Here is a 20,318-nt window from a genome sequence, read left to right on the forward strand (position 1 = left end):
TGTATATTATCGGCTCGATAGCGCATGGTCACAGCGCGCGGGCGCGAAGCGTGTCACCGGAATGGGCCGGCTGCACGCGGCGAGCTGTACGCACGGCCACGCGGTCCGAGGCATGGTTGTCTGACAGCGCTTGTCCGGTGGCGGTCGTCGGGGTCGGCGGCTTGGCCGATTGGTCGCGAGGCCGGATCGGTGTCTCTGTTGTGTGCGCTGACCGGACGGACTGCGATGTCGGGATGCTGCGGCGGTCGGGACGCCGGTGTGGGGTTCGGGCACAACCCGATGGATGGCACCTTGAGGCGCCTGCGGCAGCCGGACACAAGGCGTCGATCCCCGGCCACTGGTGGTCGGCACCGAAATCCGCCGAGGCTCGGCGGCGGCGGAGAACTGTCACTGTGACGTTTATCGGTGGGGTGGCCGCGGACGGCAGGGTGGATGGGAACTCATACCACACCCTAAAGTATGGATAATCTGAAATATCCATGAAAAGGGGAACGGCGCCGAAGTTACCGTCTGGACGCGGCGCCGTTCCCTGAGTCTGCTGCCGGCCGCTACAGCCCGGACGGCACGACCTTGTCGTTGACGGTCACCTCGACCTCGCCGGTCTTGGTATTGAACGTGACCTTGCCGTGCTCGAAGGTCGACATCTTCAGATTTCCCTCGGTCTTTTCGTCGCTGGTCGCGGTACCCAACGGTCCGGCCGATCCATTGGTTCCGGTGACCTCGGGTGTGCCGTCGGCGGCTCGCGGAACATTCCAGGCGTCACGGATCTTGCCCCACGTGATGAACGCGGGTGTCCCGGGATTCCCGTTCTTGGCGGTGATCGCGCCGCCGCTGAACTGTTGATACACGACGCCGCTGTCACGGGTGCCCGCGTTGCGGGAACCGTCGAGCGGCCTGCCGAGAGCGCGCTTCTCTGCGGCCGTCGCGGCCAGGTACCGGACCGCGATCGGACCGGTCAATGTCACGTCACTGCCCTGCTCCCCCGTGATCGTCACCGTGTCGGAGGTCGCATCGGACAATTGTTCGCTCGATGTCCGCGCCGACGAGGTCTGATCGGCGGAACCACCCCCCGTGGTTTCAGAGACCGCCACCGATGTGGCGGAGGCAGACGTGTCGTCGCCGTCGTCGCCGCAGGCGGCCGCGATCAGGATGACTGCGGCCAGGCAGGCAACGGCCGCCATGCGGCGATGAGCGAGCTTGGTCATAAGGGTCCTCTCGGCTGTGGGCGTCGTGACGTTATCGTTGGTCGGCGGTCACCGAACCGCCCCGACCGGACCGACTCTAACGGCTACAAGGGCCACGCGGCTATGGCGTGTCGCGCCGGCGGAATGCGGTGAATCCGACCACCAGTAGCACCGCCGCGACGACGCCGACCCACATCAGTCCCGACCATTGCCGTTCTGCCGCCGACATGTCGGGAACGTGATGGAACGGGCTGATCCCCAGTGCCCAATCGGGCAATGTGAAGCTCGGACCGAGGAGGGTCAGCCCGAACGAGGCGATCACGCCCGCCCACGAGGCGATCTGAACCTGTGGCCGGGCACCGATCACCGCCACCGCGACGGCGATCACCGCCCACATCGCGGGAACGGTGGCGGCGGCCTGCAGGAGTGCATCAGTGAAGTCGATGGGTATCTGGGCCGAATCGGCGAAGATTCCGACCACCGTCCCGGCGATCATCAATGACACCGCCGGTGACACGACGGCGAGAAGAACGCCCGCGGCCAGGTACCGGTGGCGCGTGACTGCGGTGGCGAGCACGGGTTCGGCACGGTCGGTGAGTTCTTCGGTGCGTATACGGTTGATGATCTGTACCCCCGACACCGACGCGATGATGCCCGCGAGCGACATCAGGGTGGTGACGAACGCGCCGATCAGGTCCGCCGGGGATGCGGCTCCCGCGGCGAAGATGTCGGCCATCGCCGGATTGTCGGTGAGCATGTCGTCGGCGGAGCGGGTGAAGTATCCGAGGATGACACCGAGACCGATGAACGCGCACGCCCACGAGATGATCGCCGCCCGGTTCAGGCGCAACGCCAAACCGAATGGCGTGCCGATGGTGCCCCGTGCCGGGCCCGCCCCCGGGGCGATGAATCCCTGACCGAAGTCGCGGGCGGCCTGCAGGCGGAAGGCGGCGACGGTGACGAGGCAGGCGAACAGCACGCCCAACAGCAAAGGCCACCAATGATTTCCGCTGGCCGGTCGGGTTTCGGAGATCCAGCCCAGCGGATTGATCCAGGTGGTCCAGCCCGGTGCGTCGACGGAGTACAGAAAGCCTCTCAGCACGAAGAACGCGCCGAGCACCGACACGGCGACGGTGTTCGCGGTCCGGGCCTCGGAGCTGATCTGCGCCGACAGCGCGGCCACCGAGGCGAACATCAGGCCGGTGACGGTGAAGCCCGCCGACAGCACGAGCGTGTCCGCCCAGCCCCCTCCGCAGGCCAGGGTGAGCGCTGCCGACATCACTCCGACGGCCACCGACCCGACCGCCGCGAGGGCGACGGCGCTGAGCAGCCGGGCCTGCCTGCCGAGAACGCCGGAGGCCAGGAGTTCGGCCTGACCGGAATCCTCCTGTCCCCTGCTCGCCTTGGTAACGGTGAAGATCATCCCGAGCGCGGTGACGAAACCGCCGAGTGCGAGGCTTCGCCAGGCATTGAACCCGTCGACCGACGACAGGTCGTGGGCGGGACCGAAGATCAGGCCGAGGGCGGGGTTGCCGCCGACCGTCGTCGCGAAGGTCTTGCGATCGACGGCGTCGGGAAACAGCCACGGATACACGATCACCGACGACACCGTCAGCACGGTCACTATCGCGATCCACGGTGCCAACGATCTTGCCTCGTGTTTGAGCGAGGCGCGCAGCAGGGTCGGGGTCCCGGTGAGTGCGATGAGCGTCGGCATCAGGATCGACCGGCCGTCTCGTCGTCCGAATACAGTTCGAGGAACAGGCTTTCCAGCGATGGAGGCTCCATGGTCAACGACCGCAATCCGACCGCGGACAGTGACCGCATGGCCTCGGTGAGCTGCTCTGGGTCGACGGTGGCGGTCAGCCGGGCGCCGTCGAGGGTGACATCGTGCAAGGAACGCAGGTCGGTGTCGCGCGGGACGGTGGTGAGCTCGGCGCGCACGGTGGTTCTGGTGTGACTGCGCAGTTCGGCCAGGCTGCCGGTCCGAACGATCGTGCCGTTGCGGATGATGCTCAGCCGGTCGGTCAGCGCTTCCACCTCCGACATGATGTGGCTGCTCAGCAGGACGCTGGTGCCACGTTCGGCGGCTTCGGCGACGACCTGCTGGAAGACGTTCTCCATCAAAGGATCAAGACCCGAGGTGGGTTCGTCGAGGATCAGGAGTTCGACATCGGAGGCGAGAGCGGCGACGATGGCGACCTTCTGCCGGTTTCCCTTGGAGTACTGTCGCCCGCGTTTGGTGGGATCGAGCTCGAACCGGTCGATCAGATCGGCCCGGCGCTGTTCGTTGAGTCCACCGCGCAGTGATCCGAGCAGGTCGATGGCCTCCCCGCCCGACATCGACGGCCACAGCGACACGTCGCCGGGTACGTACGCCAGCCGGCGATGCAGGTCGACCACGTCGCGCCACGGGTCGCCGCCGAGGAGTCGGACGGTTCCCGAGTCCGGCCGCAGGAGTCCGAGCAGCACCCGGATCGTGGTGGACTTTCCCGCGCCGTTCGGTCCGAGGAATCCGTGCACCTGCCCGCGTTCGGCGGTGAGGTTCAGGTCGGTGAGTGCCCGGAAAGTGCCGAATGACTTGTTGAGACCGACGATGTCGATGGCGAGGTCGCCGCGGCCGGCTTGTTCCTGCGAGGTGGTCACCCGGCCACTATTCCACGATCGAGGAATAAATTCGCCGCCACCATCGCCGACCGCAGCATGATTCCGCGCAGGCTGGTGGCCGCGTTCGACGGCGACCGCGATCGGCTCGGCGAACGCATCGCGACCACCTACCTGGAGCTGTGGGACGACCCCGAGACCGGCCGGATATTGCAGTCGATGGTCCGGACCGCGATGACGTCCGAACGCTCGGCGTCGTTGCTGCGTGAGGTGTTGGCCGGACGAATTCTCGCCAACCTTCCCGACGATGTGCGCGTAGGCGACGAGGTGTCCTTGCGGGTGTTGTTGTGCGGGACGCACCTGCTCGGGATCGCCATCGCCCGCAATATCGTCGGAATCGAACCGGTCGCCGGGATGGACAGGGAACACATCGTCGAACTGGTGGCGCCCACCATTCAGCGGTATCTGACCGGGCTTGCGCCCCGGTAGCGACCCGACGCGCCGTCGGGGCAACCCACGTGCAACTGTGAACCCGTAGGGTGTGCGTCACATCACAATGTCTTCACGGCGAATGGCTTCAAGGAGGATCCACCATGGGACAGACGACGTTGCGTGACTTGATGGCGTTGCCGACATCACCGGCACCGCTGAGTGATTCGGCACTGATCATGATCGACTGCCAGAACACCTACACGCGGGGTGTGATGGAACTCGAAGGCGTTCAGGATGCGCTCGAGGTGGGCGCCGAACTCCTGGACCGGGCCCGCGGCCTCGGCGTACCCGTGCTGCACATCATGCACGACGCGGGCGAGGGCAGCCCGTACGACGTGAACGCCGAGATCGGGCAGATCGCGGGCAAAGTGGCGCCACGCGACGGCGAGTCGGTGATCGTCAAGAACTACCCCAACTCCTTCGTCGGCACCGATCTCGACGAGCAGTTGAAGGCGCTCGGAAAGACCAACCTGGTTGTCGCCGGCTTCATGACGCACATGTGCGTCAACTCCACGACGCGTGGTGCCTTCAACCTCGGCTACTCCCCCACGGTGGTCGCCTCGGCGACCGCGACCCGCAGCCTGCCCGGTGCCGGTGGTGTGGCGGCGGCCGCGTTGCAGGCGGCGAGCCTGGCCGCTATCGGTGACCTGTTCGGCCTCGTCGTCGCTGACGTCGCCGCGATCCCCGAGTAGCGGACGGTCCGTACCTGGCCGACCACCGTGACGTGTGGCGCATCGGCCGGGTGCCGTCCGCGCACGAACTCGCCGAATGAGTCAATGAGACTCAGTCGGCGAGGCGGTGGCGGTTCGCGATGTACGCGGTCGCCGAATCGGCCGCTTGTGCGGCGGCGTCGTGCAGATCGGCGCCCGATGCGATCCGTGCCGCCAGGATTCCGGCGAAATGGTCTCCGGCACCGGTGGTTTCGACGCCTTCGGCGGCCGGGGTCACAGCGATCGCTGAGCGTCGTCCGGGAGTGGCGACGATGCAGCCGCGGGCGCCGAGGGTGATCACCGCCGATGTCGTGCGCCGGAGCAGTGCCTCGGCGAGGTCGGTGTCGGAGTCGGCGTATGCGCGGGCCTCGTGTTCGTTGACCACCAGCGGGTCGGCCGCGGTCAGTATGCGTTCGGGCAGGGGTGCGACCGGGCTGGGGTTGAGGATGAACCGTGTGCACCGGTCCGTGCACCAGGTGGCTACCGATTCGGTGACGGCCGGGGGGCATTCGAGTTGGGTGAGTACCACCCTGGGGTCGAGTGCGTCGAGTGCCGAGCGCACCGCATCGGGCGAGAGCAACGAGTTCGCTCCCGGCACGACCACGATCCGATTGTCGCCGGAGGTATCGACCTCGATGAACGCGCGTCCGCTGGTGTCGCCCTTGACGCCGACGTGCGTGACATCGACCCCCGCGGCGCGGGCGTTGGCGAGCATCGCCGCACCGGCGTCGTCATCGCCGACCGTTCCGATGAGAGCCACCCCGGACGCGCCGGCCGCGGCGGCGATCGCCTGGTTGGCGCCCTTGCCGCCGCATCGTTCGCGTACCGAGGTACCCAGGACCGTCTCCCCCACCCCCGGCCGGACCGCGACGGTGACGACCGTGTCCATGTTGAGGGTGCCGACGACCGCGACCGGAGTTGACGTCATCTCGCGGACGCTACCACCGGACGATCCCGTCATGGTCCCCGTGCGGTCTCACCCACCCGCCCGTTCGGTGTACCCGCTATCGGCAACGCGGGCCACCCGGACCGGCCACGCCGTCAGCACACGCAACGAGTCGGGCAAGGTCGGCGTGAAGGTGACACTCGACGGCCGGTGACCAACCGGTCCTGCCCGCTACATCATCGTGCCGGTCCGCAGGTAACGCTGGTGGAATGAGAACGCCTCGTCGAGCAGGTGCGGTGTTTGTCCGGCGCCGGTCGCCGCCTGTGCACGCAGGAAGTAGTCGTCGAGTATCGGCCGGTAGTCCGGGTGCGCACACTTGTCGATGATGATCCGGGCGCGTTTGCGCGGCGACAGACTGCGCAGGTCCGCGAGCCCGTGTTCGGTGACGACGACCTGGACGTCGTGTTCGGTGTGGTCGACGTGCGGCACCATCGGGACGATCGCCGAGATGGTCCCCTTGCGGGTGGTCGACGGGCTCAGGAACATCGACACGTAGCCGTTGCGGGCGAAATCGCCGGAACCGCCGATCCCGTTCATGATCTTGGTGCCCATCACATGGGTGGAGTTCACGTTTCCGTATATGTCGGCCTCGAGCATGCCGTTCATCGCGATGATGCCGAGCCGGCGGACCACCTCGGGATGATTGCTGATCTCCTGCGGCCGCAGGATGATGCGGTCGTGGTAGAAGTCGATGTTGGCCTGCAGGTCCTCGAAGCCGGCGTCGCTCAAGGCGAGTGCCGTCGTCGAGGCATGGGTGACGATGCCCTCTTTGATGAGGTGCAGCATGCCGTCCTGGATCACCTCGGTGTAGCAGGTCAGTCCCCGGTAGCCGCCCTTATCGAGGCCGCCGAGCACCGCGTTGGCCACGTTGCCGATGCCGGCTTGCAGCGGCAGCAGACTGTCGGCGGGCAGCCGTCCGGCCCTCACCTCGTGGGCGAAGAAGTCCAGGACATGATCGGCGATGGCCTGGCTCACCGCGTCCGGTGCGGTGACCGGGCTGCCGGAGTCGGGTGCGTGGGTGCGCACGACGGCAACGACCTTGTCGGGATCGACCCGGAAGGTGGGCTGCCCGATGCGGTCGTCGACCTGTGTGATCTGGATAGGTTTGCGATTCGGCGGCAGCGCCGTGCCGTAGTAGATGTCGTGCATACCCTCGATGTGTGAGGGAATCCCGGAGTTGACCTCAAGGATGACCTTCTCGGCGACGTCGAGCCATGTCTTGTTGTTGCCGACCGACGCGGACGGGATCAGCTCCCCGGTCTCGGTGATCCCGGAGACCTCGACGATCGCGATGTCGACGTTGCCGTAGTAGCCGAGCCACACTTGCTGCGCCACATGGGACAGGTGGATGTCGACGTAGTCCATGCTGCCGGAGTTGATGCGGCTCCGGGCGGTGGGTTCGGACTGGTAAGGCATGCGCAGCGCGATTCCGTCGACCTCGGCCAGTAACCGTTCGGTCGAGGTCGACACCGAGGCACCTGTGAGCAGGTTGATCGCGAAGTCGGTACCGGCGGTGCGGGCCTGGCCGATGCGCGTGGCGAGGGCCGGGATCGTGTCCTTGGGTGTGCCCGCGCTGGCGAACCCGCTGATCGCGACCGTGTCGCCGGGGTGGATGAACTTGACTGCGTCTTCAGCGGAGACCACCCGCTGACGGAAGGCGGCGGACCGGATGCGGTCGGTGGATCCGGTCTGGGCTGTTGACGTGCTCACACTGAAGAAAATACGCCGTCGATGAATCGCCGCAATTCGGTTAGCCGGATAACGCACCTATCGGTATGTGATATGGGCGACCGGCCGGTTCGGGCCGATCCCCGTGGGTCTATCTCCGTGGGGTCGATCGCCTCTCAGCCGAACACCGCGACGGTTTGCGTGCCGATCAGGACGGGTGCTCCCCCGGCATCCCACATCGTCATCTGCTGGGCCGAGTAGCCGCTGTGGGCGACGACGCTGACCGAGCGCAGCAGGAACCAGCCGTTGGGGTCGACGGGTTTGTCGGCGCAGATGTTGACCGTCCACGACATGGTGCTGACCGGCGCCCAGTCGGCGAAGGCCGCCATCGCCGCGGGCGGCAGCGCATCGCCGAGCGCGATCACGGCGACATCCGGATCGACGCCGGTCGCATCGAGATGGCGGACCCAGCACAGCAACTCGGGATACTCGGCGCGGCTGATCGGCGCCGCCCCGCCGGCCACCCGGACTTCGAAGTTGGTGAAGAAGGCCGGGGTGAGGGCGTTGTCCCGCCGGGAGGCCGGGCACTCGTGCGGAGCGGCGACCTCCGGTGCGGCGAGCACCGAATGGGCGACCGCGGATTCGCGTGTCCCGGAGAAGATCAGTGATGCGGTGGCGGCGACCTGGCCACCGCTGATGCCTTCGACGGCGAAACTGGTGGCCGAGCGTCCCCGGCGCAGGCTGTGCGGGTGCATCGAGATCGCTTCGGCAGCCGGGGCGGTGAAGGCGAACTGTGCCGAACGCAGGGGTGGCAGTTCGTCGTCGGCGGATGCCTGGGCGGCGGCCACCGCGAGCGCCGCGGTCAGTCCCCCGTAGGCGGTCCGGCCCTGGGTCCAGGTGTCGGGGATGGCGAAGTCCTCACCGACGGTGAAGCCGCCGATGGTGTCGTTCAGTGCGCCCATGTGTCGGCGTTCCTTTCGTGGTCGGGTCCGTGGTATATGACAGCTGTGGCATATAACAGTCGTTATAGTGCCGCACACGCTACGCTAAGACGGTCGTCATAGGCAAGAGGAAAGGGCGAACATGGCCACACCCACACCCCGTGATCGGCTGATCGCCGGTGCCGCAGGCCTGCTGGCCCGGCGTGGGCTGCGCGCCTCCAGTGTGCGTGAGCTGGCCAAGTACTCCGGGGCGCCGTTGGGTTCGACCTACCACTACTTCCCCGGCGGCAAATCCGAACTCGCGGTCGCGGCCGTCGAGCACGTCAACGCCGTCATCTCGCGTGCCCTTCGCCGGGAATTGGCCGCGACCGGCCCGGTCGACGGGCTGCGCGAGTTCCTGGCCCTGTGGCGACAGATTGTCGTCGACAGCGACTTTCGTGCCGGATGTCCGGTGCTGGCGGTGGCCGTCGAAGAGCCCGACGAGGACGACGACGCTCCGCTGCGGGCGGCTGCTCGTGCGTTCGATGACTGGACGGGCATCCTGGCCTCCTCGCTGCGCGAGCACGGCGCCGATGAGCTCACCGCGCGGCAGACCGCGACGCTGGTCGTCGCGACTATCGAGGGCACTGTCGCCATCTGCCGCGCCCAGCGGTCCACCACGGCACTCGACGATATCGACGCGGCGCTCGTCCCGGTTCTCCTGCGGGCGATCGGCGAGGCCGGCTGACCGGTCGGCATGTCGTAGGCGCCGACTACCCTCTGGCCATGACCACTCCAGGGCGTATGGCCTCGACCGAGCGCCGGGACACCGACCGTCCGGGATGGTTCGAGGATTTCATGCAATCGCGTACGCGGATGGGGCGTTCCCCGCATACGCTGCGCGCGCTGCGCCAGGACTTCGACGCGATCGCGACGTTGATCCTGGGCGGCTCCGGGGATCTGTCGGTACTCGAAATACGCCAAGTGACAAAGCGTTCGATCCAGCGGGCGTTCAGCGATTACGCCGACAGTCATCGGTCCAACAGCTACCTGCGTTGTTGGTCGACGTGGAATCAGTTGTGCGACTGGTTGATCGACAATGACCACCTGCACCGGATCAACCCGATGCGCACCGTCGAACGGCGCAGACCCGAACGACACCACCCCAAATCGCTCACCGCAGAGGAGGTCGGCAAGCTGATCGATGCGGCGTGGCAGCAGAACAATCCGCCGCGCAGCTGGCCCGAGCTCGAACACGCCGTTGTCGCCGTCGGGGTGCTCACCGGTGTCCGGGAGGCCGAACTGATCAGTTTGAACATCAACAGCATCCGGCACACCGAGCAGGGGCCGGTGCTGCATGTGCGGGGCAAGGGCAGCAAGGACCGGTCGATCCCGTTCGAGCCGGAACTACTCGGGATCATCGAGACGTATCTGCATTCGCGGACCCAGGTGTTCCGGCCGCGCTCGTCGGCGCGACGCGACACCTTTGACAGGTTCGCCCCCGACGACCCGCTGTTCGTGGGTGCCGACGGCGAACGCATCACCGTGGGCACCCTCCAATCGCGGGTCGGTCGACTGTTCACTCGCGCCGGCGTGCCGACCAAGCCGGGCGCGCTGCTGCATTCGCTGCGGCACACCTACGCCACCGTGCTCGCCGACACCGGCATCAACCCGTATCAGCTGCGCACCCTCCTCGGGCACGAATCCGCCGAGACCTCGCAGCGCTACATCGCGGCCGCCGGGCAGGAGAACCGGGGAGCGGCCGCCCGCAATCCGCTGTATGCCCAGCTGGGCCGATCGCAGTGACCCGCCGACACGGCCGGCGCCGATGACGGCCCTCAGATGTTCTCCTCCAGGCGCCACTGCTCGTAGGCGCGTGGATCGCCGATCGGTTCGACGTGGATCGTCGGGATCAGATCGTCGACGACCGCCTCGAGCCGTGCCTCGACCTGTTCGGCCAGATCGTGCGCCCGCTGCACGGTCCAGTCGCCGGGTACGAGCATGTGCATCTGCACAAACCGGACATGTCCCGATTCGCGGGTGCGGACGTCGTGAAAGGTCACCTCGGGTGTGCCGAACTCGTCCAGGACGGCGTCGATCGCGGCGCGTTGTTCGTCGGGGAGCGCCGAATCCATCAATCCGGCGGCGGCCCGGCCGACCAGTCCTCCGCCGACGAACAGGATGTTGACGGCCACGGCGATCGCCACGATCGGGTCGAGGATGTTCCAGCCGGTGATCGCTACCAGCGCGATCGCCACCAGGATTCCGGCGGTGGTCCACACGTCGGTTGCCAGGTGTTTGCCGTCGGCCTCCAGAGTGACCGATCGATGTCTGCGGCCGGCCCGGATCAGCGCCCAGGCGGCGGCGCCGTTGATCAGTGCGGCGACCACCGAGATCAGCAGACCGATGCCGGCCGATTCGATGTCCTTCGGGTTCATCAGGCGTTCGGCGGCGCTGACGATGATGACGACGGCGGCGATCGCGATGCAGGTGCCCTCGATGATCGCCGAGAAGTACTCGCTCTTCTGATGGCCGAAATTGTGGTTGGCGTCGGCCGGCCGGGCGGCTACCTTCAGCGCGATGAACGCCACCACCGCGGCGACGAGGTTGACCACCGATTCGGCCGCGTCCGAGAGCAGCCCAACCGAGCCGGTGACCAGCCAGGCGGTCATCTTCAATGCGATGGTGACCGCGGCGGCTGCGATGCTCAGCAGCGCCCAGCGGCTCAGATCCTGCGTCGTGTGGGCCATCGGTTCATCATCGCGCGCGGCCGGTGATCGCGTGCGCGAACCACGCCGGGCGATGGCTTCGGTGTGAGCTCAGCGCACCAGGGTCTGCCGGTGGTCCTGTGCCTTCAGGAGCTGATGGGCCTGTGGGTTGACCCGGACACGGAGACGGCGACGGTGGCCCGGAGAGCACTACGATCGTGTGGAGACTCGTTCACCCGCGCTTGTCGCCCGCATGTGGGCGGATCGGCCGCGCGGGTACCCGGCGCCACCGGCGTGGATCGGCCGAGCCACGCGATCGATCCCGTGTTCGCCTTCTGCGGGACCCGACGGAGAAAGGACCACAATCATGACCGCCACCGTATCCCCCGATCGTGTTCCGGCAGTGATCGCCGCCGTACACACCGGCCTGTTCATCGACGGCCGGTGGGGGCCCGCGACATCGGGCGCCACGTTCGGGGTGAGCGACCCGGCCACCGGAGATCTGCTGACCGACGTCGCCGACGGCGGCGTCGATGACGCGCGCCGTGCGCTCGAGTGTGCGGGTGCCCATCAGGCTGCGTGGGCGGCGACATCGCCGCGTATGCGCAGTGAGATCCTTTATCGCGCCTACGAATTGCTCGTGGAGCGGGCGGATGATGTCGCCGCGGTGATGACCGCGGAGATGGGCAAGCCGCTGGCCGAGGCGCGTGGTGAGGTGGCCTACGGCGCCGAATTCTTCCGCTGGTTCGCCGAGGAGGCGGTGCGGATCGGCGGCGACCACATCATCACCGGTGACGGCGCCGGCCGGATCGTTGTCTCCAAACAGCCGGTGGGTCCGTGCATTCTGGTGACGCCGTGGAACTTTCCGCTCGCCATGGGTACCCGCAAGATCGGTCCGGCGATCGCCGCGGGTTGCACCATGGTGTTCAAGCCTGCCGAGTTGACCCCGCTCACGGCGCTGATGCTGGCCGGGATTCTGGCCGAGGCGGGTCTGCCCGACGGTGTCCTGAACGTGGTGACCACCTCCGATCCCGGTGCGGTGGTGGGTGAATGGATGAGTTCGCCGATCGCCCGCAAGGTGAGTTTCACCGGCTCCACCGAGGTCGGCAAGACGCTGCTCGGTCAGGCTGCGGGAACGGTGATGCGCACGTCGATGGAACTGGGCGGGAATGCCCCGTTCATCGTGTGCGCCGACGCCGACATCGATCGCGCCGTCGATGGTCTCATAGTGGCCAAGATGCGCAACATGGGGCAGGCGTGTACCGCCGCGAACCGCATCTTCGTGCACCGGGCGGTGATCGAGGAGTTCACCGCCCGGCTCACCGCACGGATGGATGCCCTGGTGATGGGCCCGGGCAGCGCCACCGGAACACAGGTGGGGCCGCTCGTGGAGGCCAAGGCCGTGGACAAGGTGAGCGCGCTGGTCGAGGACGCACTCGACCGGGGTGCGCGTGTGGTGACCGGAGGTACGCGACCTCCCGGCCCGGGCAACTTCTATCCCCCGACGGTGCTCACCGATGTGCATCCGGAGTCGGCGCTGATGCAGACGGAGATCTTCGGGCCGGTCGCCGCGCTGATCCCGTTCGGAAGCGACGATCCCGGCGACCCCGACGGCGACGGGATCGACGAGGTACTGGCGGCGGCGAACGACACCCCGTGGGGATTGGTGGGCTACGTCTACACCCAGGACATCGATCGCGCCGATCGGTTCTCGGACGGCCTGCAGGTGGGCATGGTCGGCATCAACACCGGGCTGGTCTCCAATCCGGCCGCCCCGTTCGGCGGGGTGAAGGAATCCGGGCTGGGCCGCGAAGGTGGACGGGTGGGCATCGAGGAGTTCCTCAACGTCAAATATGTGGCCCGGCCCATTCGCGGTGCCACCGGCTGAGATCCGGCCGGGGCGGGGGCGCGTCGCGGTCTGCGGTCTCTCCTGTCACTGGTGCCGCCCTATCCTGGCAGGGTGCACACCCGCCTGCAGCTCGGCCGGACACCGGCCGACCCGACACCGCTCGATCACGACATCGATGCGCGGATCGAACGCCTGCGGAACATGGTGCGCGGGGCGCGGATCACCGCACTGACCGGTGCCGGGCTGTCCACCGATTCGGGTATTCCCGACTACCGCAGTCCGAACGCGCCGGTCCGGACACCGATGACGGTGCAGATGTTTCTGTCGTCGCACGAGTTCCGGCGGCACTACTGGGCGCGAAACCATCTGGGCTGGCGACATATGGACGCGGCCAGACCCAACGACGGCCACCTCGCGCTGACCCGGTTGCAGCGGCAGGGACGGCTGACCGGGGTGATCACCCAGAACGTCGACATGTTGCACCTGAAGGCCGGTACGCGGCGCGTCGTCGAACTCCACGGCTGTTATGGGCGGGTTCGTTGCCTGGGCTGTGGGGCGGTGCTCTCCAGGCAGGCGCTGGCCGGTCGGTTGGAGGCGCTCAATCCCGGTTTCGCCGACCGGGTGGCCGGGCGAGGTGCGATCGAGGTGGCCCCCGACGCCGACACCACGTTGTCCGACACCGGCGATTTCGTGGTGGTCGACTGTGCGCGGTGCGGTGGAATCCTCAAACCCGACATCGTGTACTTCGGCGAAAACGCGTCCAAAGATGTTGTCGATCAGTCATTCTCGCTCGTAGATGACGGCGATGTGCTGGTGGTGGCCGGGTCGTCACTGACGGTGATGAGCGGGCTCCGGTTCGCCCGCCACGCTCACCGCACCGGAAAGCCGGTGGTCATCGTCAATCGCGGTGCTACCCGGGCAGACCCGATCGCCGACCTCAAGATCGATCACTATTGTTCGGCGGTGCTGTCCGCGCTCGCCGGCACCCACGCGGGCCCGGCGGCCGACATCGCGGTGTGAGAAGGTAGCAGGCGGTGCTCTCGACGGTGCCGCGGCGGTGGGGCTCGCCGCACCCAACCTCGGAACGCGCCCGACCTCGGATCACACCGACTTCGGCCGACCTCCGACAACAGTCCCTACCCGAACGGCGCACCCGTGCGCCCACACGGTAGGAGACATATATGAACGGTGACCCCGAAGCGACCCCCGGCGGCCCCGGAGATCACGCACATCGGGAGCTTCCACTCGATCCCGACGTCGCCGGCATCACCGCAGGAGCCGCGCGTCCGGCGCACCTGCGACCCGACTGCATCGGTGCGGTGTTCGTCGGCGGTTGTTGCGGCGTCGCGGCCCGCGCGGCACTGGTCGAGGCGTTCTCGGCCGGCGACGCGATCCCGTGGGCGGTGTTCGTGATCAACATCGTCGGCGCGTTCGCACTCGGGGTCCTGCTCGAGGCGCTGGTGCGGCGCGGCCCCGACATCGGCGGCAGGCGGTTGCTTCGCATGCTGCTGGGAACCGGGTTCATGGGCGGTTTCACCACCTACAGCGCGTTGGCCACCGACACCGCTGATCTGCTGTCGTCCGGGGCGGTGGGTGGCGGCGTCGGCTACGCGCTCGGCACGGTGATCGTCGGTGCCGCGTTCACATGGGCCGGGATCGTCGTCGGAGCGATGGTCCCCCGCCGTGGCCGGGGAGACCAGCGGTGAGCGCGGGACTGTTCCTCGCGGTGGCGGTGGCGGGTGGATTCGGATCGGTGTGCCGGTTCGTTCTCGACGGACTGATCCGCTCCCGAACCGGCGACGACCTGCCGTGGGGTACGGTCACCCTCAATCTCACCGGGTCGTTCGCGCTCGGCCTGATCACCGGTTTGGCCGTGGATCACGTGGTCTCGGACGCGGCCCGGATGGTCATCGGCACCGGATTTCTCGGCGGCTACACCACCTTCTCCACCGCATCGTTCGAGACGGTACGGCTGCTGCAACAACGCGCCACACCCGGGGCGGCGGGAGATCGCCGGTGGGCCGTGGGTCTGCTCAACGCCTTCGGGGTACTCGTCGTGGCGACCGGCGCGGCCGGACTGGGCCTGTGGGCCGGGGGTCTGACCTGATCGGCGACCCCCGTCGGCCCCGAAAGAACCCTAGGTTAGCCTTATCTAATGCTTGGGGGAACGAAGGCTTCGGTCGGTGTCAGGGTGGGCCGCTTCGAACTTGATGCCGGTGCTCTGATGTCGTCGTCGATCATGACCGGGGCCTTGGGGTTTGGGTTCTGGGCGCTGTCGGCGCGCACAGCGTCTGCCGACGACGTGGGCCGGGCGGCCGCGGTCATCTCCACCGCCACGATGCTCGCCACGGTGGCCAACCTCAGTGTGGGCAACCTCTATGTGCGATTTCTTCCGGTGGCCGGCCGCGATGCCCGTAGGTTGGTCGCCGCGGGGATGATCGTGACTGTGTCGCTGGCCGGTGTGCTCGGCCTCGGCCTGCTCGTCGTCGGGCCCCGCGACCGGCTGTTCGACTCCGACCTGGGCGTGGTCCTATTCCCGGTGTGCACGATGGTGCTGGCCGCTTTCGCGCTACAGGACCCGATCCTGGTCGGCCTGCGCCGGGCCCGGCTGGTGGCGCTCAAGAACACCGTCCAATCGGTGCTCAAACTTGTGTTGCTCGGCGGTGCCGCACTGCTGGTGGCCTCGTCCACGACGATCGTCGCGGCGTGGATGGTGCCCGCCGCCGTCGTCACCGCGGTGGTGGCCTGGTTCGGGGTGCGCCCGGCGGTCGCGGCCAAGACCGAGCCGTCGAATCTGCCGTCGCGGCGTCAACTCATGGGATTCTTCGGTGGAACCTACGCGATGACCCTGGCCGGTGTCGCCGTCCCGCTGACCGTGCCGCTGCTCATCGTGGCCTCCCTCGGTACGGCCGCCAACGCCTACTTCAACGTCTGCTGGCTGATGGCCTCGACGCTGGGCATCCTCATCGCCACCTCCCGCGAGCCCTATATCGCGGAGGCGGCCACCGCAGGTACGGACCTGCGGGACACCACCACCCGCTACATCCGGTTGTGCCTGGGTGCGGGGGTGGCCGGCGGACTGATCCTGGCCACCGCAGGGCCGGTGGCCCTGCTGATCATGGGCCGTGACTACGCCGACGCCGCGACCCGGCTGGTGTGGTTGATGGCGCTCACGATGCCGCTGCTGGCGGTGATCACCCTCTATGGCGCCCTGGCCCAGCATTTCCGGAGGTTGCGGCTGGCCGGTTCGGTCCAGTTCATCACCGCCGCGCTCATCATCGCAGGCATAGCGCTGACGGCCCCGCGCTGGGGCCTGACGTCGGTCGGGTTCGTCTATCTCACCGTCGATCTGTTGGCCGTGACGATCATCTCGGTTCCGCTCTACCGGTTCCTGCGCAGCATCTACCATCGCGCATCGGTACCCGGCCGCGCTGTCGGAGAACCCCGCGCCGGTGTCGGACAACTCTCCGACGGTGTCGGTGCCCAACCATGACCCATCTGATGATCGGCATGGACGCACTCGACAGCCTCGGCGGCGTCCAGTCCGTGATCCGGATCCTGGCGGGGGCCTTCGACGACGACGGTGATCGGGTCGAACTGGTGGAGATCGAACCGGCGAACCCGCGGTTTGACCTGCTCACCGTCCCGCCGTTGCCCCGGTACACGCTGTCGCCGGTGCCCACGGCGTTGCCGTACGAGCCGACGACCGCGGTGCGCACCGCCAAATTGGTTGTGCGCGGGTACCGCGACGGCCTGCGGATCCGGAAGGCGGGCGTACGTGCGCTCACCGGACTGGCCACCGCCCACCCCGAGGCGGTGTGGCTGCTGATGCAGTGGCGGCTGGTGGAGATGGCGGTGGACGCCGGACTCGGGCGCCGGGTGATCGGTCAATACCACGACTGTGTGACCACCGCCGCCGCCAACGGCGACCTGGCCAGAATCATCCGCACCGGACCACATCTGGCCGCCACCTGCGCCCTGACCGAGGCCGATGCGGCGAGACTCCGCGAACACGGGGTGCCCCGCGTGTACGCGGTCACCAACCCGGTGCCCCGGCCCCCGGCCGCGCCGGACGCTGCCGTGCGCACCGACACCGTGGTCGCGGCGGGCCGTTTCGTGCCGCAGAAGAATTTTGTGTCACTGGTGCGGGCGTGGGGCCTGCTCGGTGGCGCCCGTACCGGGTGGCGGCTGCGGATCATCGGGGCCGGGCCACAGGAACGGGAGATTCGCGAGGCCGTCACCCGGGTCGGCGTGGCCGATTCGGTCACTGTCGAACCGCCCCGAACCGATCTGCCCGACGTGCTGCGGTCCGCGTCGCTGTACGCGATGTCCTCGCGGCACGAAGGGCTGCCGATGGTGCTTACCGAGGCGATGGCCCTCGGGGTTCCGTTCGTGTCCACACCGTGCTCGGCCGGCGTGGCCGAACTGGCCGACGGTGCCCGCGCGGGTCTGCTGGCCCGCACACACGCCCCCGCGGACCTGGCCGCAACCATCGCCCGGGCACTCACCGACCCCTCGCTGCGCGCCGAGTTGGGTGCGCACGGCAGACAACTGATCGGTGGCCGGGAACCCGGTGCGGTCATCGGGCACTGGCGCACGCTGTTCGTCGAACTGGGCATGACCGACGATTCCACAACCGACACGAAGACCGCACCGCTATGACGCCTTCACTGACCGCCCTGACACCGCTGACGCTCGACACCTCGGGCACACACGTCGCGGACTACACCGTCGCCCGGCGGGTGCTCGATGCGCTCGACACTCTGGGTGCGCTGCCGGCGTTGTGCACACCCGCCGAGACGATCACCTACGGCGAGCTGGGGCGCGCGGTGGCCGGATGGCGCGAGCACCTGCGGGCCGGTGACATCGGCGAGGGTCCGCTCGCCTTCGTGATCGACGTGACGGCGGGCTCGCTCGCCGCGCTGCTGGGCGCGATCACCGAACGGATACCGGTGGTGCTCATCGACCCGAACCTCACCGCGGACCGGGCGCGGGTGATCTGTTCGACGGCCGAGGTCACCGCGGTGGTGTGCGACCGCACCCATGCGGGCACGGCGGGTGCCCTCACCGAAACCCCGGTGATCATCGAAACCCCGGTGATCACCGACGCTCCGCCCGAACGTGCCGCGATCACCCCGCCGCAGGCGTCCACGCCGCCCGGTCTGGTCAGCTACCAGTTCACGTCGGGATCGACCGGTACCCCCAAAGCGGTGTTGCACACCGACCGGATGTGGCTCGGGGACGCGCTGATGCTGCAGGAGCGGTTCGGTTTCGGTCCCGGACACCGGGTCGGTTCTGTACTGCCGGCCGGTTTCGGGGCCGGACTCAACGTGCTGCTGGCATCGTTGATGACCGGGTCGACCCTGCTGCACGCCGACGCCCGCACCACCGCGCCCGAGGTGCTGCTCAACTGGATCGAGGTCCACTCAGTGCAGGTTCTGGTGGCGACTCCGTCGCTGTTGCGGGCGCTGGTCGTGGCTGACGCAGGTGCCCGGGTGGACTCATTGATTCGAGTGGTTACCACCGGAGAACCTGTGCATGGCAAAGACTTTCAGAAGGCTCGTGCGATTGCACCGCAGGCGGTGTTCACCAACTGGGTGGGGTCGAGCGAAACGGGCGGACTCGCCCACCGCGACTACCACCCCGGCGAGGCGATTCCGCAGACCCTGCTGCCGGCGGGGCGGCCGGCACCGGGCAAGGCGATCGGGGTCGGACCTGACGGCACGATCACCGTACGTTCGGCGTACCTCAGCGGCGGTTACCTGGACCAGGAGGCGACTGCGGCGGTATTCACCACCCATGGTGACGGCACCCGCAGTTTCACCACCGGCGACCGTGGCCGATGGGATTCCGTCGACGGGCTGGTGCTGCTCGGCCGCCGCGACCAGGCGGTGAAAATCCGGGGATACCTTGTCGACCCGTCGGAAATCGTCACCGCACTGACCGCTGCCCCCGACATCATCGAGGCGTACGTCCTGGTCTCCGGTAGGGATACCTCCTCTCCGGTGCTGACGGCGTTCGCGGTGCCCGACGGTGCCCAGCGCAGTCCGGTGGCCGCCGAACTGAGACAACGGCTCTCGGCGGCGCTGCCGTCGTGGATGCTGCCCACCCACATCGTCGTCCTCGCCGAGTTGCCGCGCACCGAACGAGGAAAGGTCGACCCGTCGGCGCTGTCGGTGCCCACCCGCGTCATCGGTGTCCCACCGCTCGGCGGTATCGAGTCCGAGGTCGCCGGAATCTGGCGGCAGGCGCTGCACCTGGACGAGATCGGCCGGACCGAGAACTATCACGAGCTCGGCGGGGACTCGCTGACCCTGCACAGCATCCTCAGCGAGATCACCCGCCGGTACGGGTTGAGCCTGACCACCGCAGATCTGGCCGCCGCACCGACGGTGGCCGAGTTCAGCACGCGAATCGGCGACGCGCGCCGGAGCCGCGGACGTACGGGCCCGGCCGGCCGCCGGACCGCGAGCACCACCGTCGCCCTGCGGGCACCGTCGGATACGGCGAAGACGCCGCTGTGGTGCTATGCGGGGGCGGGTGCATCGGCGGTGTCGTTCCTGCCACTGGCCACCCTGCTGCCCGATGACCAGCCGGTGTTCGCGTTCCAGCCGTTCGGGCTGGAGGAACGCGGAATCCCGGACTGGACGGTGGGCCGGGCCGCGCGCCGCCACCTGCGAGATCTGCAGGCGATCAGCCCGCGGGGGCCGCACGTGCTGGTCGGTCACTCGCTCGGCGGTTTGATCGCGATCGACACCGCGCGCCGACTCGACGCGCTCGGTCAGCGGGTTCGGCTCGTGGTCATCCTCGACACGTTTCTGCCGCCGTCGGTGACCGGCGGGCACGGTGTCACGATGGCCGCGCCCACCGAGGTCAACGCCGGCGAGGAGGCACTGAGCACCGCCGAGCTCTGGCGGCGCAGACTGGCGTTGCCGCTGGCCGGGATCATCCGGCGGCCACCGGAGGAACAGATCGGTGCACTCGAGGAGGTCGGTCGCCGGGTCGGCATGTTGCACCGGCCCAAGTTGTGGTCGGGTGATGCCCTGGTCTATCGGTCCCGGTTCAACGACGACACCGACGAACAGTGGCGGTCGGTGCTGACCGGCCGGGTCGAATTCCGGTCCCTGGACTGCGACCATCCGTCCGTGGTGCGCGCACCGTCGATCAACATGATCGCCGGCGAGGTCGCCGCCCGGATCACGGACCAGGGCGGCGAGCGCCGCTGACCGCGGCAGGG

Annotated in this window: 18 protein-coding genes; 11 read left to right on the top strand and 7 right to left on the bottom strand. The window is 68.0% G+C overall.

What is annotated here, in order from left to right; translation table 11 throughout:
- Positions 1-548: 548 nt before the first annotated feature.
- The 3 genes from GII31_RS10500 to GII31_RS10510 all read right to left on the bottom strand — a co-directional run bounded on the left by GII31_RS10500 (position 549) and on the right by GII31_RS10510 (position 3,830).
- Entirely contained in the window at positions 549-1,205 is a 657-nt protein-coding gene (locus GII31_RS10500) for an LGFP repeat-containing protein (protein WP_213249294.1), read from the bottom strand.
- A 100-nt stretch (positions 1,206-1,305) separates the two neighbouring features.
- On the bottom strand, positions 1,306-2,901 hold the full coding sequence (locus GII31_RS10505) for an ABC transporter permease (RefSeq protein ID WP_213249296.1): 1,596 nt from the start codon (positions 2,899-2,901) through the stop codon (positions 1,306-1,308).
- On the bottom strand, positions 2,901-3,830 hold the full coding sequence (locus GII31_RS10510) for an ABC transporter ATP-binding protein (RefSeq protein ID WP_246222209.1): 930 nt from the start codon (positions 3,828-3,830) through the stop codon (positions 2,901-2,903). The genes GII31_RS10505 and GII31_RS10510 overlap by 1 nt, the downstream gene beginning before the upstream one ends.
- Before the next feature lie 57 nt (positions 3,831-3,887).
- Here GII31_RS10510 and GII31_RS10515 point away from each other — a divergent pair, with 57 nt between their 5' ends.
- Both GII31_RS10515 and GII31_RS10520 read left to right on the top strand, forming a co-directional pair.
- A complete protein-coding gene (locus GII31_RS10515; RefSeq protein WP_213249298.1) occupies positions 3,888-4,277 on the top strand; it encodes a TetR/AcrR family transcriptional regulator in 390 nt (129 codons plus the stop codon).
- 104 nt (positions 4,278-4,381) lie between these two features.
- Positions 4,382-4,972, top strand: a complete 591-nt coding sequence (locus GII31_RS10520; RefSeq protein ID WP_213249300.1) for a cysteine hydrolase family protein — start codon at positions 4,382-4,384, stop codon at positions 4,970-4,972.
- A 91-nt stretch (positions 4,973-5,063) separates the two neighbouring features.
- Here GII31_RS10520 and GII31_RS10525 read toward each other — a convergent pair whose 3' ends face one another.
- The 3 genes from GII31_RS10525 to GII31_RS10535 form a co-directional block, all read right to left on the bottom strand.
- Positions 5,064-5,918 carry a PfkB family carbohydrate kinase gene (locus GII31_RS10525; RefSeq protein ID WP_260840420.1) on the bottom strand — a complete coding sequence of 285 codons (855 nt, stop codon included), beginning with the start codon at positions 5,916-5,918 and terminating at the stop codon, positions 5,064-5,066.
- A 189-nt stretch (positions 5,919-6,107) separates the two neighbouring features.
- Positions 6,108-7,646, bottom strand: a complete 1,539-nt coding sequence (locus GII31_RS10530) for an acetyl-CoA hydrolase/transferase family protein (RefSeq protein WP_213249304.1) — start codon at positions 7,644-7,646, stop codon at positions 6,108-6,110.
- A 134-nt stretch (positions 7,647-7,780) separates the two neighbouring features.
- Entirely contained in the window at positions 7,781-8,566 is a 786-nt protein-coding gene (locus GII31_RS10535; RefSeq protein WP_260840421.1) for an acyl-CoA thioesterase, read from the bottom strand.
- Positions 8,567-8,687: 121 nt separating this feature from the next.
- Here GII31_RS10535 and GII31_RS10540 point away from each other — a divergent pair, with 121 nt between their 5' ends.
- Together GII31_RS10540 and GII31_RS10545 are read left to right on the top strand one after the other, a co-directional pair.
- The gene (locus GII31_RS10540; protein ID WP_213249307.1) at positions 8,688-9,272 is read left to right on the top strand and encodes a TetR/AcrR family transcriptional regulator; all 585 of its coding nucleotides are present in this window, start codon (positions 8,688-8,690) and stop codon (positions 9,270-9,272) included.
- 38 nt (positions 9,273-9,310) lie between these two features.
- Positions 9,311-10,330, top strand: coding sequence for a tyrosine-type recombinase/integrase (locus tag GII31_RS10545; RefSeq protein WP_213249309.1), 1,020 nt, complete (start codon positions 9,311-9,313; stop codon positions 10,328-10,330).
- Positions 10,331-10,362: 32 nt separating this feature from the next.
- On the opposite strand, the gene GII31_RS10550 is transcribed toward GII31_RS10545, so the two are convergent.
- Positions 10,363-11,274, bottom strand: a complete 912-nt coding sequence (locus tag GII31_RS10550) for a cation diffusion facilitator family transporter (protein WP_260840422.1) — start codon at positions 11,272-11,274, stop codon at positions 10,363-10,365.
- A 325-nt stretch (positions 11,275-11,599) separates the two neighbouring features.
- Here GII31_RS10550 and GII31_RS10555 point away from each other — a divergent pair, with 325 nt between their 5' ends.
- The 7 genes from GII31_RS10555 to GII31_RS10585 all read left to right on the top strand — a co-directional run bounded on the left by GII31_RS10555 (position 11,600) and on the right by GII31_RS10585 (position 20,307).
- On the top strand, positions 11,600-13,120 hold the full coding sequence (locus tag GII31_RS10555) for an NAD-dependent succinate-semialdehyde dehydrogenase (protein WP_213249313.1): 1,521 nt from the start codon (positions 11,600-11,602) through the stop codon (positions 13,118-13,120).
- Positions 13,121-13,192: 72 nt separating this feature from the next.
- On the top strand, positions 13,193-14,101 hold the full coding sequence (locus GII31_RS10560) for a Sir2 family NAD-dependent protein deacetylase (RefSeq protein WP_213249315.1): 909 nt from the start codon (positions 13,193-13,195) through the stop codon (positions 14,099-14,101).
- A 161-nt stretch (positions 14,102-14,262) separates the two neighbouring features.
- On the top strand, positions 14,263-14,787 hold the full coding sequence (locus GII31_RS10565; protein WP_213249317.1) for a fluoride efflux transporter FluC: 525 nt from the start codon (positions 14,263-14,265) through the stop codon (positions 14,785-14,787).
- On the top strand, positions 14,784-15,188 hold the full coding sequence (gene crcB / locus GII31_RS10570) for a fluoride efflux transporter CrcB (protein ID WP_213249319.1): 405 nt from the start codon (positions 14,784-14,786) through the stop codon (positions 15,186-15,188). The genes GII31_RS10565 and crcB overlap by 4 nt, the downstream gene beginning before the upstream one ends.
- Positions 15,189-15,305: 117 nt before the next feature.
- Complete coding sequence (locus GII31_RS10575) at positions 15,306-16,574, top strand: lipopolysaccharide biosynthesis protein (protein WP_213249321.1); 1,269 nt, start codon at positions 15,306-15,308, stop codon at positions 16,572-16,574.
- A complete protein-coding gene (locus GII31_RS10580; RefSeq protein ID WP_213249323.1) occupies positions 16,571-17,743 on the top strand; it encodes a glycosyltransferase in 1,173 nt (390 codons plus the stop codon). Before GII31_RS10575 ends, GII31_RS10580 begins: the two co-directional genes overlap by 4 nt.
- A complete protein-coding gene (locus GII31_RS10585) occupies positions 17,740-20,307 on the top strand; it encodes an alpha/beta fold hydrolase (protein ID WP_260840423.1) in 2,568 nt (855 codons plus the stop codon). Before GII31_RS10580 ends, GII31_RS10585 begins: the two co-directional genes overlap by 4 nt.
- The last annotated feature ends 11 nt before the right edge of the window (positions 20,308-20,318 follow it).

The organism is Gordonia pseudamarae, assembly GCF_025273675.1.
GTDB classification, from domain to species: Bacteria; Actinomycetota; Actinomycetes; order Mycobacteriales; family Mycobacteriaceae; genus Gordonia; species Gordonia pseudamarae.